This window comes from Pseudaquabacterium pictum (assembly GCF_005403045.1).
GTDB lineage: Bacteria > Pseudomonadota > Gammaproteobacteria > Burkholderiales > Burkholderiaceae_C > Pseudaquabacterium > Pseudaquabacterium pictum.
On the sequence record NZ_BJCL01000007.1, the window covers coordinates 152151 to 166473 of the forward strand.

Below are 14323 nucleotides of genomic sequence, written 5' to 3' on the forward strand. Positions count from 1 at the left end.
GCCGCCCCTCGGGGCGGCTTTTTTTCGTCTGCGCACCACCGGACGGATGCGGGAAAGCCCGGGCGCCGGTGCTGGTCAATCGTCATACGATAAGACCACGAAGCGCCGCCGGTCGAGCGGGCGCACGGCCACCCCCACTGGAGACTGAGACGATGCACCGCAAGACTTCCTGGATCACCACTGCCTTGGTCGGCGCAGGCCTGCTGGCCGCCGGCCCCGCCTTTGCCCAGGCGCAGGAGAAGCTCACCGTCTGGTGGGTCAAGGGGTTCTACAAGGCCGAGGACGAGGCGCTGTTCGAGGCCATCAAGAAGTTCGAGGCCAAGAACAAGAACATCAAGATCGAGCTGTCGCAGTACCCGATCCAGGACATGATCCCCAAGACCGTGGCCGCGCTGGATTCCAACGCACCGCCCGACGTCGCCTACTCCGACACCTACGACTTCCAGGTCACCGCCAAGTGGGCCTATGACGGCAAGCTGGAGGACATCACCGGCGTGATCGACCCGCTGCGTGCCAAGTTCGAGCCGCGCGCGCTGTCCACCACCTTCCTGCTGAACAACACCAACGGCACGCGGGCGTACTACGCCTACCCGGTCAAGCAGCAGACCATGCACATCCAGTACTGGAAGGACATGCTGGCCGACGCGGGCTTCAAGGACACCGACATCCCCAAGGACTGGAAGGGCTACTGGGACTTCTGGTGCTCCAAGGTGCAGGTGGGCTACCGCCAGAAGACCGGCAACCGCGGCTTCGGCATCGGCATGCCCATGGGCGTGGACTCCACCGACTCGTTCTTCTCGTTCCTGACCTTCATGGACGCGTACAACGTTCAGCTGGTCAACGACGCCGGCAAGCTGCTGGTCGACGACCCGGCAGTGCGCACCGCCCTGATCAACGCGGTGACCGACTACACCGCGGTGTACGCCAAGGGCTGCACGCCGCCGTCGTCCACCAGCTGGAAGGACCCGGACAACAACGTCGCCTTCCACAACAAGACGACGGTGATGACGCACAACGCCACCATCTCCATCGCCGCGAAGTGGCTGGACGACATGAACAACACCACGCTGACCGAAGCCCAGCGTGCCACCGCCAAGAAGAACTACACCGAGCTGATCGCCACCGCCGGCTTCCCCAACAAGCCCGACGGCAGCAAGATGACCTACCGCGCCGCGGTGAAGACCGGCGTGATCTTCAAGGACGCCAAGAACAAGCCGGCCGCCAAGAAGTTCGTCGCCTTCCTGCTGGAAGAAGCCAACCTCACGCCGTATGTGGAAGGCTCGCTGGGCCGCTGGTTCCCGGTGCAGAAGACCGCGCAGCAGAGCGCCTTCTGGAAGGGTGACCCGCACCGCCTGGCCGTCTACAACCAGTTCATGGCCGGCACCACGCCGTTCGAGTTCACCAAGAACTTCAAGTTCACCATCCTGAACAACGAGAACGTCTGGGCCAAGACGATGAACCGGGTGCTCAACGAGAAGGTGCCGGTGGACAAGGCGGTCGACGAGATGATCGCCCGCATCAAGGCTGTCGCGGGGTCCTGAGCCCACCCCCGTAGCGCCTTCGGCGCTCCCCCTCAAGGGGGCCACCCCAGCGGCCCGGCGGAGCCGGTTCCGCGGGGTGCGCTGGATCTGCAACGCTTGGCGGCGACCGTGCCGCCCACTGAATCGGCGAGGGCCGCATGAACACCACCACGATGCCGGCCGCCTACACGGCACCGCCGCCCAAGCAACTCAGCTCCTGGGAGTTCTGGGGCCGCATCCTGGTGCTGCCCTATGTGGTGGTGTTCCTGGTCTTCGTGCTCTACCCGGTGGGCTACGGCCTGTGGCTGGCGCGCCACCCGGAGAGCTACAGCAAGCTGTTCGACGACCCGATCTTCCTGCGCACCGCCATCAACACCCTGGTGTTCCTGGTTGTGGCCATCAACCTGAAGATGGTGATTGCGTTGGGGCTGTCGGGCTTCTTCGTGCAGGCGCGCTGGTGGATCAAGATCCTGTCGGTGCTGTTCATCCTGCCGTGGGCGGTGCCGTCGATCCCCACGATCCTGTCGGTGCGCTTCATGCTCAACCCCGAGTGGGGCGTGATCAACACCACCATCTTCAAGCTCACCGGGCTCGATGGCCCCAACTGGCTGAACGATCCGACCTTGGCGCTGGCCTTCTCGATGCTGATGCACATCTGGAAGAGCCTGCCCTTCTGGACCTTGATCCTGCTGGCCGGCCGGCTGGCCATCCCCACCGAGCAGTACGAGGCCGCCAGTGTCGATGGCGCCAGCCGCTGGCAGAAGTTTCGCTTCATCACCTGGCCGGCGATGCGCACGCTGTTCGTCACCTCGACCATCCTGTCGATGATCTGGACGCTGGGCGACTTCAACAGCGTCTACCTGCTCACCGGCGGCGGTCCGGCCGACCTGACCCACGTGCTGGCCACGCTGGGCATCCGCTACCTGCGGCTGGACCAGATCGACCTGGCCATGGCCTCCATCGTGGTGGCCATGCCCCTGGTGCTGCCGCTGGTCTACATCCTGATGAAGAGGCTGTCGAAATGAGCAAGGGCCTGAGCTGGAAGAAGGTCAGCACCGAGGCCCAGCTGCTGCTGGTGGGCATCCCGGTGCTGCTGTGGACCCTGGTGCCGATCTACCACATGTTCCTGTTCGCCATCAGCGAGCGGGACACCGCCACCTCCGGCCGCCTGTGGCCCAAGAACCCCACGCTGCAGAACTTCGAGATCGTCTTCCAGCAGAAGCATTTCTACCTGAACCACTTCTGGCAGCAGATGGCCAACTCGGTGCTGATCGCCGCCGCGGTGGGCGTGATCACGCTGTTCATCGCCACCTGCGCGGCCTTCGCCATCAGCCGGCTGAAGGTGCGCGGCGGCCGCACGGTGATGAACCTGGCGCTGTTCACCTACTTCATCCCCGCAGCCTTCCTGGCCGTGCCGATGTACAAGACCATGGGCAACTACGGCCTGCTGAACAACCAGTGGGCGCTGATCCTGGCGATGGTCACCATTGCCTCGCCCTACTGCATCTGGGTGCTCAAGCAGGCCTCGGACAAGCTGCCGATGGAGCTTGATGAAGCGGCCCGCATGGACGGCGCCACCGCACCGCAGCTGTTCCGCCTGGTCTACCTGCCGCTGATGGTGCCCAGCCTGGTGGCCGTGGGCACCTACAGCCTGCTGCTGGCCTGGAACGAATACCTCTACGCCTTCCTGCTGCTGAGCAAGGACACCGACGTCACCCTGTCGGTGGCGCTGGGCAGCTTCATGTCGGCCGACGATTCGCCGTGGGAGCTGTTGATGGCCACCGGCCTCGTCTATGCCCTGCCGCCCGCGGCCATCTACTACGCCTTCAAGCGCTACATGGTCGGCGGCCTCACGGCCGGTGCCGTGAAATCCTGAGAACCCATCCATGGCAACCGTCTCCTTCCGCAAGATCGAAAAGGCCTACGGCCCGGTCAAGGTCATCCACGGCATCGGCTTCGACATCGCCGATGGTGAGTTCGTCGTGCTGGTCGGCCCCAGCGGCTGCGGCAAGAGCACGCTGCTGCGCATGCTGGCCGGGCTGGAGGAGATCACCGCCGGCCAGATCCTGATCGACGACAAGGTCATCAACGACCTGGAGAGCAAGGACCGCGACATCGCGATGGTGTTCCAGAGCTATGCGCTCTACCCGCACATGACGGTGCGCGACAACATGGCCTTCAGCCTGAAGCTGCGCAAGGCCGACGCCAAGCTGATCAACGAGCGGGTGGACAACGCGGCCCGCATCCTCAACCTGGGCACGCTGCTCGACCGCTTCCCCAAGGAGCTGTCGGGCGGCCAGCGCCAGCGGGTGGCCATGGGCCGCGCCATCGTGCGCGATCCCAAGGTCTTCCTGTTCGACGAGCCGCTGTCCAACCTGGACGCCAAGCTGCGCGTGGCCATGCGCGCCGAGATCAAGGCCCTGCACCAGCGGCTGAAAACCACCACCGTCTACGTCACGCATGACCAGATCGAGGCCATGACCATGGCCGACCGCATCGTGGTGATGCACGACGGCATCATCGAGCAGATCGGCACGCCGCTGGAGCTGTACGACCACCCGGGCAACCTGTTCGTGGCGCAGTTCATCGGCTCGCCGGCGATGAACGTGTTCGATGGCGTGCTGCATAAGGAAGGCGGCCAGACCGCCGTGTCGGCCCTGGGCGCGCTGTGGCCGGTGGCCGGCCTGGCTGGTGGCAACCATGGCCAGAAGGTGCACTACGGCATCCGCCCGGGCGACCTGACCCTGGCCGCTGCCGGCATCGCCGCCCAGGTGGTGGTGGTGGAACCCACCGGCGCCGAGACCGAGCTGCTGCTGCAGATCGGCACCCAGCAGCTCACCCTGGTGCTGCATGGCCGCACGGCAGCGCAACCGGGCGACACGGTGCACCTGGCCATCGACGGCGCCAAGGCCCATGTCTTCGACGGACAGGGCGGCCAGCGCCTGTGACCATGGGGGCCGCCGCCGCCGCACACCAGCCGCCCCGGCAACTGGTGGTGATGGGCGTCAGTGGCTGCGGCAAGTCGTCGGTGGGCCGGCTGCTGGCCCAGGCCCTGGGCCATGGCTTCATCGAGGGCGATGAGCTGCACCCACCCGCCAACGTGGCGAAGATGGCCGCCGGCACGCCGCTGACCGATGCCGACCGCGCCGGCTGGCTGGCCGAGATCGGCCGCCGCCTGGGCCAGGCCCAGGCCGCCGGCCAGGGCCTGGTGGTGTCATGCTCGGCCCTCAAGCGCAGCTACCGCGATGGCCTGCGCGCCGCCTGCCCCGGCCTGCAGTTCGTGCACCTGCACGGCAGTGCCGATCTGCTGCGTCACCGGCTGCAGGCCCGCACCGGCCACTACATGCCGCCCAGCCTGCTCGACAGCCAGCTGGCCACGCTGGAGCCGCCTGCCGCGGATGAAGCCGCCATCACGCTCGACATCAGCCCGCCCACCGCCCAGGTGGTGGCCGCGGCGCTGGCACAGTGGCAGGTTTCCACCACCCCTTGACCGGCCTCCGCCATGCCTGCCCACTTCACCCAGGTCATCCTGTTCACCGATGCCGACGGCCGCGCCCGCTTCCGCGAGCAACCCATCGCCCTGACCGAGGGCAAGCCGCAGGCCATGCTGTCGCCGCTGATGCCCAGCGGCGGCATGCAACTGCGCCACAGCCCGGTGGGCTTCCGCAGCGACTTCCACTGCACCGGCGATCCGCAATGGGTCTTCATCCTCGGCGGCCAGATGGAGATCGGCCTGCAGGACGGCAGCAGCCGGATCTTCGGGCCGGGCCAGCATTTCTTCTCGGCCGACACCCTGCCGGCCGGCGCCAGCTTCGACCCCGCGGTGCACGGCCACTGGAGCCGGCAGGTCGGCCCTGATCCGCTGGTCACCGCCTTCGTCCGCGGCTGATCCTTCGGCACAGCGCTTGCAACCCCCGGGCCCACCATGATCAAGAACGTGCACGGCAACACCGTCGACCAGCTGGGCGAGGACATCGTCAGCGGCCGCTATGCCGTGGGCGCGGCGCTGCCGCCCGAGCCGATGCTGTGCGAGACGCTGGGCGTCAGCCGCACCGTGATCCGCGAAGCGGTCAAGAGCCTGGTGGCCAAGGGCCTGCTGATCACCGGCCCCAAGCTGGGCACCCGCGTGCTGCCCGAAGAGCACTGGAACTGGTTCGACCCCGACGTGGTGGTCTGGCAGAGCAAGATCGGCTTCACCCGCGAGTTCCTGCGCGATCTGCAGGAGCTGCGCCGCGTCGTCGAGCCGGCCGCGGTGCGCCTGGCCGCCGAACGCGCCACCGCCGACGACATCGCCAACATCGAGGAAGCCTACGCCGGCATGCGCGCGGCCATCGAGTTGGGTGGCGACTACGTCACCCACGACCTGCGCTTCCACCAGGGCCTGCTGCGCGCCTGCCACAACCGCATGGTCATCCAGATGAGCAAGGCACTGGGCGCGCTGCTGCGCACCGCCTTCGAGCTGTCGACGATGCGGCCCGACGGGCCCGCGCAATCCCTGCCGCTGCACCGCGCGGTGCTGGATGCCGTGATCGCCCGCGCGCCGGCCAAGGCCGAGCGGGCCATCCTGGTGCTGATCGACGGCGCCGGCGAAGACATCGAGACCGTGCTGAACTCGCGCCGCAAGCTGCCCTCGCTGGCCCTGCCGGCGCCGCGGCTGAAGGCACGCCTGCCGGCAGCCGTGGCGGCCAAGCCGGCCGCGCCCGCACGCTGATTCCCGTCCACTTCCCACCCCCACACCACCATGCAACTGCTCATCACCGGCGGCGCCGGCTTCGTCGGCGCCCGCCTCGCGCGCACCCTGCTGCAGCGCGGCCAGCTCGGCGGCCAGGCCATCACCCGCATCGTGCTGGCCGACATGGCACCGCCACCGGCCGACCTGCTGGCCGATGGCCGCGTCGAGGCCCGCGTCGGCCCGCTGCTGCAGCACTGTGAAGGCCTGCGCGACGAGGCCATGGACGGCGTCTTCCACCTCGCCTCGGCCGTGTCGGGCGAATGCGAGGCCGACTTCGACCTCGGCCTGCGCAGCAACCTCGACAGCACCCGCGCCCTGCTGGATGCGCTGCGCCATCGGGTCAACGGTGGCGCGGCGCCAGCGAAGCTGGTGTTCAGCAGCTCGGTGGCCGTCTACGGCCCCGATGCGGCGGTGCCGATGCCGGCCATCGTGACCGACACCACCCTGCCCACGCCGCAGACCAGCTACGGCATCCAGAAGCACATCTGCGAGCACCTGGTGGCCGACTACACCCGCAAGGGCTACATCGACGGCCGCAGCGCCCGGCTGATGACCGTCACCGTGCGGCCTGGCCGGCCCAACGGTGCCGCCTCGTCGTTCTTCAGCGGCATCATCCGCGAGCCGCTGGCCGGCGTGGAGGCCATCTGCCCGGTGGATGCCGGCGTGCGCCATCCGGTCAGCAGCCCGCAGCGCACGGTCGACGGCCTGATCGCCGTCTACGAGGCCAGCCGTGAGGCCTACGGCGGCCGCACCGCGCTGAACCTGCCGGCGCTGAACATCAGCGTGGCCGAGATGCTGGCCGCGCTGGAAGCCGTGGCCGGCCCGGCCGTGCGCGCCCGGGTGCGCTTCCAGCGCGACGAGCGCATCGCCGGCATCGTGGCCAACTGGCCCACCGGCGCCCGCGCCGACCGCGCCGCCGCGCTGGGCCTGCTGCCCGAGGACAACTTCGCCGACATCGTCCGCCAGTACATCGCCGACTGCCGCGCCGCCCACACCGGCCCGGGCACGCCCGATGCACTGAAAGGTCTGGCATGAGCAACGCCACGCCGGCGCAATACGACCTGCGCGGCCGCGTGGCGGTGGTCACCGGCGGTGCGCAGGGCATTGGCCTGGCCACCGCCCGGCGGCTGCAGCACAGCGGCGCCACCGTGGTGCTGTGGGATCTGGATGCGGAACGCCTGCCTGGCGCGGTGCAGGCCCTGGCCGGCGGCGGACCGGTCTCGGCCGAGGTGGTGCAGCTCACCGACGAAGCCGCCGTGGCCACCGCCACCGCCGCCACCATCGCCCGCCACGGCCGCATCGACATCCTGGTCAACAACGCCGGCATCACCGGCGGCAACGCGCCCACCTGGGAACTGTCGCCAGCCGCCTGGCGCCAGGTGGTGGAAGTGAACCTGATTGCGCCCTTCCTCACCTGCCGGGCGGTGGTGCCGGGCATGATCGCCAGCGGCTGGGGCCGCATCGTCAACATCGCCTCGGTGGCCGGCAAGGAAGGCAACCCCAACGCCAGCCACTACAGCGCCAGCAAGGCCGGGCTGATCGGCCTGACCAAGAGCCTGGGCAAGGAGCTGGCCACCACCGGCGTGCTGGTCAATGCGGTGGCACCGGCGGCGGCCCGCACCGCCATCTTCGACCAGATGGCGCCGCAGCACATCCAGTTCATGCTGGGCAAGATCCCGATGGGCCGCTTCGTCGACGTCGACGAGATCGCCGCGATGGTGGCCTGGCTCAGCTCGCCCGAATGCAGCTTTGCCACCGGTTCGGTGTTCGACCTGTCCGGCGGCCGCGCCACTTATTGAGCCTGGTACGCATTCGCCGCTGCGCCAGCACCCCGGGCCTGGGTTCCAATCGCGCTTTGGGCTGAACAAAGAACAACGCCATGCTGGAACTCCTGAGCAACCCGCAGACCTGGATCGCCTTCGCCACGCTCACCTTGCTGGAGCTGGTGCTGGGCATCGACAACATCATCTTCATCTCGATCCTGGTCGACAAGCTGCCCAAGGCCAAGCAGGAGCTGGCCCGCAAGATCGGCCTGTTCATGGCCATGTTCATGCGCATCGGCCTGCTGCTGGTGCTGGCCTGGATCGTCGGCCTGGTAGCGCCGCTGTTCACCGTGTTCGGGCAGGAGATCTCCGGGCGTGACCTGATCCTGATCGCCGGCGGCCTGTTCCTGATCTGGAAGAGCACCGGCGAGATCCACCAGTCGCTCGAAGGGGAAGAAGACCAGGGCGGGGCCAGCGCGGTCAAGGCCACCTTCGCCTCGGTCATCCTGCAGATCATGGTGGTCGACCTGGTGTTCTCGCTCGACTCGATCATCACCGCTGTCGGCATGGTCGACGACGTGCGCATCATGATCGCGGCGGTGATCTGCTCGGTGGCGCTGATGATGGTGTTCGCCAGTCCGATCGGCCGCTTCGTGTCTGCCCACCCCACCGTCAAGATGCTGGCGCTGTCCTTCCTGGTGGTCGTGGGCGTGGTGCTGGTGGCCGAGGGCTTCGACCACCACGTGCCCAAGGGCTACATCTACTTCGCGATGGCCTTCTCGCTGGGCGTGGAGATGATCAACATCAACATGCGCAAGCGCCATGCCCGCAAGGTGACGCTGAACCCGCCGCGCATCCCGGGCGACTGACCCCGCGGCCCGCCAGCCTCGGCGGGCCACCAGCATGGTGCGCACCATGCACCAGACAGGATCAGGGTGAACCCGTGCATTCCGGGTTGACCCGGGCCTGACCAGCACCAGGGCGGTGCCAGACTGCCGGCACCCAGCAGCACGTGCACCAGCGCGGACAGGTACACCGCTTGCTGGCCTGCTGCCATGCCCACCCTGTTGCTGATCAACCCCAACACCAGCGCCCATGTCACCGCCCTGCTGGCACGGCATGCGCAAGCCATGGCGCCGGCCGGCGCCATCCTGCATGCGCTGACCGCGCCGTTCGGCGAACCCTACATCGCCACGCCCGCAGCCGCCGACACCGCCACCCGCGCCGTGCCGGCCGCCTGGGCCGCCCACCTGGCCGCCCACGGCGCGCCCGATGCGGTGCTGGTGGCCTGCTTCGGCGACCCCGGGGTGGCCGCACTGCGTGCCACCACCACCGTGCCGGTGCTGGGCCTGGCCGAGGTGGCGATGCGCGAGGCCGATGCCCTGGCCGCGGCCGATCCCGCCGGGCGTTATGCCATCGTCACCGGCGGTGCGGCCTGGGGCCCGATGCTGGAAGACTTGGCCACCCAGCTGGGCCTGGCCGCCCGCCTGGCCGGCGTGGTGACGGTGGAGCGCACCGGCGCCGAGCTGCTGGCCGACCCGCCCGCCGCCGAGGCCCTGCTGCTGGGCGCCTGCCAGCAGGCGCTGGCCCTGGGCGGCGTGCGCGCCATCGTGATCGGCGGCGCCGCCCTGGCCGACCTGGCCGCGCCGCTGGCACCACGCGTGCCGGTGCCGCTGATCGACAACGTGCGCGCCGGCCTCCAGGCCGCCTGGACGGCAGCGTGGCACGCCGCTTGCAAACCCACGCCACACCCTTCGACGGAGACACCCTGACCATGACGCTTTCGATGTTGCCCCGCCTGTTGCCCTGCGCCGCCCTGGGCCTGGCGGCCCTCCTGTCCGCCCCGGCCGCGCTGGCCCAAGAAAAGGTGCTGCGCATCGCGATGACGGCCGCCGACATCCCGCGCACCCTGGGCCAGCCCGACCAGGGCTTCGAGGGCAACCGCTTCACCGGCATCCCGATGTACGACGCGCTGACGCACTGGGACCTGAGCAAGGCCGATGCCCCCAGCGTGCTGATCCCCGGCCTGGCCACCAGCTGGGCCGTCGATGCCAAGGACAAGACGAAATGGGTCTTCAAGCTCCGGCCGGGCGTGAAGTTCCATGACGGCTCTGACCTGAACGCCGACTCGGTGGTCTGGAACGTGCGCAAGGTGCTCGACAAGGACGCGCCCCATTTCGATGCCAGCCAGGTCGGCGTCACGGCCAGCCGCATGCCCACGCTGCGCAGCGCCCGCAAGATCGACGACCTGACGGTCGAGCTGACCACCAGCGAACCCGACGCCTTCCTGCCGCTGAACCTGACCAACCTGTTCATGGCCAGCCCGGCCCACTGGCAGAAGAAGTTCGACGCCGCCGCCGGCGCCACGCCGGCCGACAAGGCCAAGGCCGCCTGGACGGCCTTCGCTGCCGATGCCAGCGGCTCGGGCCCGTTCAAGATGGCCCGCTTCGTGGCGCGTGAGCGCCTGGAGCTGGTGCCCAACAAGACCTACTGGGACCCGAAGCGCACGCCCAAGGTCGACCGCGTGGTGCTGCTGCCCATGCCCGAGGCCAATGCCCGCACCGCCGCCATCATGAGCGGCCAGGTCGACTGGATCGAGGCCCCGTCGCCCGACGCCATGGCTGCCATCCAGGGCCGCGGCCACAAGATCTACTTCAACCAGCAGCCGCATGTGTGGCCGTGGCAGCTGTCGTTCGCCGAAGGCTCGCCCTGGCTCGACAAGCGGGTCCGCCAGGCCGCCAACCTGTGCGTGGACCGCACCGGCCTGTTGAAGCTGCTGGGCGGCATGATGGGCATCCCCAAGGGCACGGTGCCCCCGGGTCACCCGTGGTGGGGCAACCCGAAGTTCGACATCAAGTACGACGTGGCCGCCGGCAAGAAGCTGATGGAGGAAGCCGGCCACACCACCGCCAAGCCGCTCAAGGTGAAGGTGCAGATCAGCGCCAGCGGCTCGGGCCAGATGCAGCCGCTGCCGATGAATGAATTTGTGCAGCAGAGCCTGAAGCAATGCGGCTTCGATGTGCAGTTCGACGTGATCGAGTGGAACACCCTGTTCACCAACTGGCGCAAGGGCGCGAAGGACCCGTCGGCCAACGGCGCCAACGCCATCAACGTCAGCTACGCGGCGATGGACCCGTTCTTCGCGATGGTGCGCTTCACCAGCACCAAGACCTTCCCGCCGGTCAGCAACAACTGGGGCTACTTCGGCAACGCCGAGTTCGACAAGCTGATCGCCGACGCGCGCACCAGCTTCGACGACAAGGCGCGCGACGTGGCGCTGTCCAAGCTGCATGCCCGCATCGTGGAAGAGGCGCCGTTCGTCTGGATCGCCCATGACGTCGGCCCGCGTGCCATCGCCGCCAAGGTCAAGGGCGTGGTGCAGCCGCGCAGCTGGTTCATCGACCTGGCCCCCGTGACGGTGGACTGACGAGGCACGACCGAGCCGATGTTCGCCTACCTGCTGCGCCGCATCGGCTACGCCCTGCCCATCATGGCGGGCGTGGCCCTGGTGTGCTTTGCCCTGGTGCACCTGGCGCCGGGTGATCCGCTGGTGTCCATCCTGCCGCCCGATGCGTCGGCCGATCTGGCCGCGCAGATGCGCACGCTCTACGGCTTCGACCGCAGCTACCCCGAGCAGTTCGCGGTGTGGGTGTGGCGGGCGCTGCAGGGCGACCTGGGCACCAGCATCGCCAGCGGCCGGCCGGTCACCACCGAGGTGCTGACCGCTGTGGGGCACACCCTCCGCCTGGCGGTGCTGGCCACCTTCATCGGCTTCGTCCTGGGCAGCCTGTTCGGCTTCGTCGGCGGCTACTTCCAGCGCGCCTGGCCCGACCGCCTGGCCAGCACGCTGGCGGTGCTGGGCGTCAGCGTGCCGCACTACTGGCTGGGCATGGTGATGGTCATCATCTTCTCGGCCATCCTGGGCTGGCTGCCGGCCACTGGCGGCGGCCCCGGCGACAAGGACTGGGCCTGGGACTGGAACCACCTGCAGTACATGCTGCTGCCGGCCATCACGATGAGCGTGATCCCGATGGGCATCATCGCCCGCACGGTGCGCGCGCTGGTGGCCGAGATCCTGGCGCAGGAGTTCATCGTCGGCCTGCGTGCCAAGGGCCTCACCCACCTGGGCATCTTCGCCCATGTGGTGAAGAACGCCGCCCCCACCGCGCTGGCGGTGATGGGCCTGCAGCTGGGCTACCTGCTCGGCGGCTCGATCCTGATCGAGACGGTGTTCGCCTGGCCGGGCACCGGCTTCCTGCTCAATTCCGCCATCTTCCAGCGTGACCTGCCGCTGCTGCAGGGCACCATCCTCGTGCTGGCCATGTTCTTCGTGGTCCTGAACCTGCTGGTGGACGTGCTGCAGACCCTGCTCGACCCGCGCATCGCCCGGGCCTGAACCCCATGTCCAGCCTCACTGCATCCCCCGCCGCGCCGGCCGAACTGGTTGCCGCCCAGCGCTCGCCCGGCTACTGGCAGAGCGTGGGCACCCGCCTGCTGGCCGACAAGGTGGCCATGAGCGCCGGCTTCGTCGTGCTGCTGCTGCTGGGCTTGGCGGTGTTCGGCCCCTGGCTGGCGCCGGCCGACCCGTACCAGTCGTCGATGCTCAGCCGGCTCAAGCCCATCGGCACCGACGGCTACCCGCTGGGCACCGACGAGCTCGGCCGCGACATGCTCAGCCGCCTGATCGTCGGCGCGCGGCTCAGCCTCTTCATGGGCCTGACGCCGGTGCTGTTCGCCTTCGTCATCGGCTCGGCCATCGGCATCCTGGCCGGCTACGCAGGTGGTTGGGTCAACACCGCGATCATGCGCACCATCGACGTGTTCTACGCCTTCCCGTCGGTGCTGCTGGCGATTGCGCTCTCCGGTGCACTGGGCGCGGGCATCTTCAATTCGCTGCTGTCGCTGACCATCGTCTTCGTGCCGCAGATCGCCCGGGTGGCCGAGGCGGTCACCGCCCAGGCCAAGGGTCGGGATTACGTCGAGGCCGCGCGCGCCTCCGGCGCCAATGCCTTCACCATCGTGCGGGTGCATGTGCTGGGCAATGTGCTGGGGCCGATCTTCGTCTACGCCACCAGCCTGATCGCGGTGAGCCTGATCCTGGCCTCGGGCCTGAGCTTCCTGGGCCTGGGCGTCAAGCCGCCCGAGCCCGAGTGGGGCCTGATGCTCAACACCCTGCGTACCGCCATCTATGTGCAACCCTGGGTGGCGGCCCTGCCGGGCCTGATGATCTTCATCACCTCGATCGCCTTCAACCTGCTCTCCGACGGCCTGCGCAGCGCCATGGACAACAAGTCATGACGACCCCGCTGCTCACCATCCGCGGCCTGACCAAGCACTTCGCGCTGAAGGGCGGCTTCTTCGGCAAGGGTGCCGGCGTGGTGCGCGCGGTCGACGGTGTCGACTTCAGCGTGCTCAAGGGCGAGACGCTGGGCGTGGTCGGTGAATCCGGCTGCGGCAAGAGCACCACCGCCCGGCTGCTGATGCAGCTGATCACCCCCACCGCCGGCGAGGTGGTGTTCGACGGCCGCACCGTCGGCGGGCGCGACCTGAGCCTGAAGGAGTTCCACCGCCAGGTGCAGATGGTCTTCCAGGACAGCTATGCCAGCCTGAACCCGCGGCTGACCATCGAGGATTCCATCGCCTTCGGGCCGATGGTGCATGGCGTGCCCCGGCGCGAGGCGCTCTCCCGCGCGCACGACTTGCTCAACCGCGTGGGCCTGGCGCCGGCACGCTTCGCTGCGCGCTACCCGCATGAGCTGTCGGGCGGCCAGCGCCAGCGCATCAACATCGCCCGGGCCCTGGCGCTGCAGCCGCGGCTGGTGATCCTGGACGAGGCGGTGTCGGCGCTGGACAAGAGCGTCGAGGCCCAGGTGCTGAACCTGCTGATGGACCTGAAGCAGGATTTCGGTCTGACCTATGTCTTCATCAGCCATGACCTGCAGGTGGTGCGCTACCTCTCGGACCGGGTGATGGTGATGTACCTTGGCCAGGTGGCCGAGCTGGGCCCCAGCGAGGCGCTGTTCAACCAGCCGCTGCACCCCTACACCAAGGCCCTGCTCAGCTCGATGCCGGCCATCGACCCCGACCACCGCACGCAGGAGGCGCCGCTGGCCGGCGATCCGCCCAACCCGATCAACCCGCCCAGCGGCTGCCGCTTCCACCCGCGCTGTGCGCTGGCCTCGCCGGTGTGCAGCCAGCGTGTGCCGCAGCCGGTGGTGGCCGATGCCGCCCATGCCGTGGCCTGCCTGGTGCACGAGCCCGGCAGCGGCCACCCGATGGCCGCCCCCGCGATGAAAGCCGCCTGACGC

At 68.7% G+C, this 14323-nt stretch carries 15 protein-coding genes; all 15 read left to right on the forward strand.

The genetic code is table 11. From position 1 onward, the window contains the following. The first annotated feature begins 152 nt into the window (after window positions 1–152). The 15 genes from FFT10_RS14845 to FFT10_RS14915 all read left to right on the forward strand — a co-directional run bounded on the left by FFT10_RS14845 (window position 153) and on the right by FFT10_RS14915 (window position 14320). Window positions 153–1541 (forward strand): ABC transporter substrate-binding protein, encoded by a 1389-nt coding sequence (locus FFT10_RS14845; protein ID WP_137733629.1) that lies wholly within the window; start codon window positions 153–155, stop codon window positions 1539–1541. Between the two features lie 137 nt (window positions 1542–1678). Then, the gene (locus FFT10_RS14850; RefSeq protein WP_137733630.1) at window positions 1679–2545 is read left to right on the forward strand and encodes a carbohydrate ABC transporter permease; all 867 of its coding nucleotides are present in this window, start codon (window positions 1679–1681) and stop codon (window positions 2543–2545) included. Continuing rightward, entirely contained in the window at window positions 2542–3396 is an 855-nt protein-coding gene (locus tag FFT10_RS14855; protein ID WP_137733631.1) for a carbohydrate ABC transporter permease, read from the forward strand. The genes FFT10_RS14850 and FFT10_RS14855 overlap by 4 nt, the downstream gene beginning before the upstream one ends. A 10-nt stretch (window positions 3397–3406) precedes the next feature. Further along, window positions 3407–4468: an ABC transporter ATP-binding protein gene (locus tag FFT10_RS14860; RefSeq protein WP_137733632.1), complete on the forward strand. Its 1062-nt coding sequence runs from the start codon at window positions 3407–3409 to the stop codon at window positions 4466–4468. A gap of 2 nt (window positions 4469–4470) precedes the next feature. Continuing rightward, complete coding sequence (locus FFT10_RS14865; RefSeq protein WP_137733633.1) at window positions 4471–5010, forward strand: gluconokinase; 540 nt, start codon at window positions 4471–4473, stop codon at window positions 5008–5010. 12 nt (window positions 5011–5022) lie between these two features. After that, a complete protein-coding gene (locus tag FFT10_RS14870) occupies window positions 5023–5409 on the forward strand; it encodes a cupin domain-containing protein (RefSeq protein WP_137733634.1) in 387 nt (128 codons plus the stop codon). A gap of 36 nt (window positions 5410–5445) precedes the next feature. Then, a complete protein-coding gene (locus FFT10_RS14875) occupies window positions 5446–6231 on the forward strand; it encodes a FadR/GntR family transcriptional regulator (RefSeq protein ID WP_137733635.1) in 786 nt (261 codons plus the stop codon). A 30-nt stretch (window positions 6232–6261) separates the two neighbouring features. Continuing rightward, on the forward strand, window positions 6262–7287 hold the full coding sequence (denD, locus tag FFT10_RS14880; RefSeq protein WP_137733636.1) for a D-erythronate dehydrogenase: 1026 nt from the start codon (window positions 6262–6264) through the stop codon (window positions 7285–7287). Further along, window positions 7284–8051, forward strand: coding sequence for an SDR family NAD(P)-dependent oxidoreductase (locus FFT10_RS14885; protein ID WP_137733637.1), 768 nt, complete (start codon window positions 7284–7286; stop codon window positions 8049–8051). Before denD ends, FFT10_RS14885 begins: the two co-directional genes overlap by 4 nt. Before the next feature lie 80 nt (window positions 8052–8131). Further along, entirely contained in the window at window positions 8132–8884 is a 753-nt protein-coding gene (locus tag FFT10_RS14890) for a TerC family protein (RefSeq protein WP_137733638.1), read from the forward strand. A 186-nt stretch (window positions 8885–9070) separates the two neighbouring features. After that, window positions 9071–9787, forward strand: coding sequence for an aspartate/glutamate racemase family protein (locus FFT10_RS14895; RefSeq protein WP_194150901.1), 717 nt, complete (start codon window positions 9071–9073; stop codon window positions 9785–9787). A 14-nt stretch (window positions 9788–9801) separates the two neighbouring features. Beyond that, window positions 9802–11442 carry an ABC transporter substrate-binding protein gene (locus tag FFT10_RS14900; RefSeq protein WP_373282533.1) on the forward strand — a complete coding sequence of 547 codons (1641 nt, stop codon included), beginning with the start codon at window positions 9802–9804 and terminating at the stop codon, window positions 11440–11442. 18 nt (window positions 11443–11460) lie between these two features. Beyond that, window positions 11461–12411 carry an ABC transporter permease gene (locus FFT10_RS14905; RefSeq protein WP_137733640.1) on the forward strand — a complete coding sequence of 317 codons (951 nt, stop codon included), beginning with the start codon at window positions 11461–11463 and terminating at the stop codon, window positions 12409–12411. A 5-nt stretch (window positions 12412–12416) separates the two neighbouring features. Further along, window positions 12417–13313, forward strand: coding sequence for an ABC transporter permease (locus FFT10_RS14910; protein WP_137733641.1), 897 nt, complete (start codon window positions 12417–12419; stop codon window positions 13311–13313). Then, a complete protein-coding gene (locus FFT10_RS14915; protein WP_137733642.1) occupies window positions 13310–14320 on the forward strand; it encodes an ABC transporter ATP-binding protein in 1011 nt (336 codons plus the stop codon). The genes FFT10_RS14910 and FFT10_RS14915 overlap by 4 nt, the downstream gene beginning before the upstream one ends. Window positions 14321–14323: the final 3 nt, after the last annotated feature.

Bases quoted from the DNA above. Each gene is read 5' to 3' on its own strand.
- FFT10_RS14845 (WP_137733629.1), top strand. From the start codon at position 153: ATGCACCGCAAGACTTCCTGGATCACCACTGCCTTGGTCGGCGCAGGC.
- FFT10_RS14850 (WP_137733630.1), top strand. From the start codon at position 1,679: ATGAACACCACCACGATGCCGGCCGCCTACACGGCACCGCCGCCCAAG.
- FFT10_RS14855 (WP_137733631.1), top strand. From the start codon at position 2,542: ATGAGCAAGGGCCTGAGCTGGAAGAAGGTCAGCACCGAGGCCCAGCTG.
- FFT10_RS14860 (WP_137733632.1), top strand. From the start codon at position 3,407: ATGGCAACCGTCTCCTTCCGCAAGATCGAAAAGGCCTACGGCCCGGTC.
- FFT10_RS14865 (WP_137733633.1), top strand. From the start codon at position 4,471: ATGGGGGCCGCCGCCGCCGCACACCAGCCGCCCCGGCAACTGGTGGTG.
- FFT10_RS14870 (WP_137733634.1), top strand. From the start codon at position 5,023: ATGCCTGCCCACTTCACCCAGGTCATCCTGTTCACCGATGCCGACGGC.
- FFT10_RS14875 (WP_137733635.1), top strand. From the start codon at position 5,446: ATGATCAAGAACGTGCACGGCAACACCGTCGACCAGCTGGGCGAGGAC.
- denD (WP_137733636.1), top strand. From the start codon at position 6,262: ATGCAACTGCTCATCACCGGCGGCGCCGGCTTCGTCGGCGCCCGCCTC.
- FFT10_RS14885 (WP_137733637.1), top strand. From the start codon at position 7,284: ATGAGCAACGCCACGCCGGCGCAATACGACCTGCGCGGCCGCGTGGCG.
- FFT10_RS14890 (WP_137733638.1), top strand. From the start codon at position 8,132: ATGCTGGAACTCCTGAGCAACCCGCAGACCTGGATCGCCTTCGCCACG.
- FFT10_RS14895 (WP_194150901.1), top strand. From the start codon at position 9,071: ATGCCCACCCTGTTGCTGATCAACCCCAACACCAGCGCCCATGTCACC.
- FFT10_RS14900 (WP_373282533.1), top strand. From the start codon at position 9,802: ATGTTGCCCCGCCTGTTGCCCTGCGCCGCCCTGGGCCTGGCGGCCCTC.
- FFT10_RS14905 (WP_137733640.1), top strand. From the start codon at position 11,461: ATGTTCGCCTACCTGCTGCGCCGCATCGGCTACGCCCTGCCCATCATG.
- FFT10_RS14910 (WP_137733641.1), top strand. From the start codon at position 12,417: ATGTCCAGCCTCACTGCATCCCCCGCCGCGCCGGCCGAACTGGTTGCC.
- FFT10_RS14915 (WP_137733642.1), top strand. From the start codon at position 13,310: ATGACGACCCCGCTGCTCACCATCCGCGGCCTGACCAAGCACTTCGCG.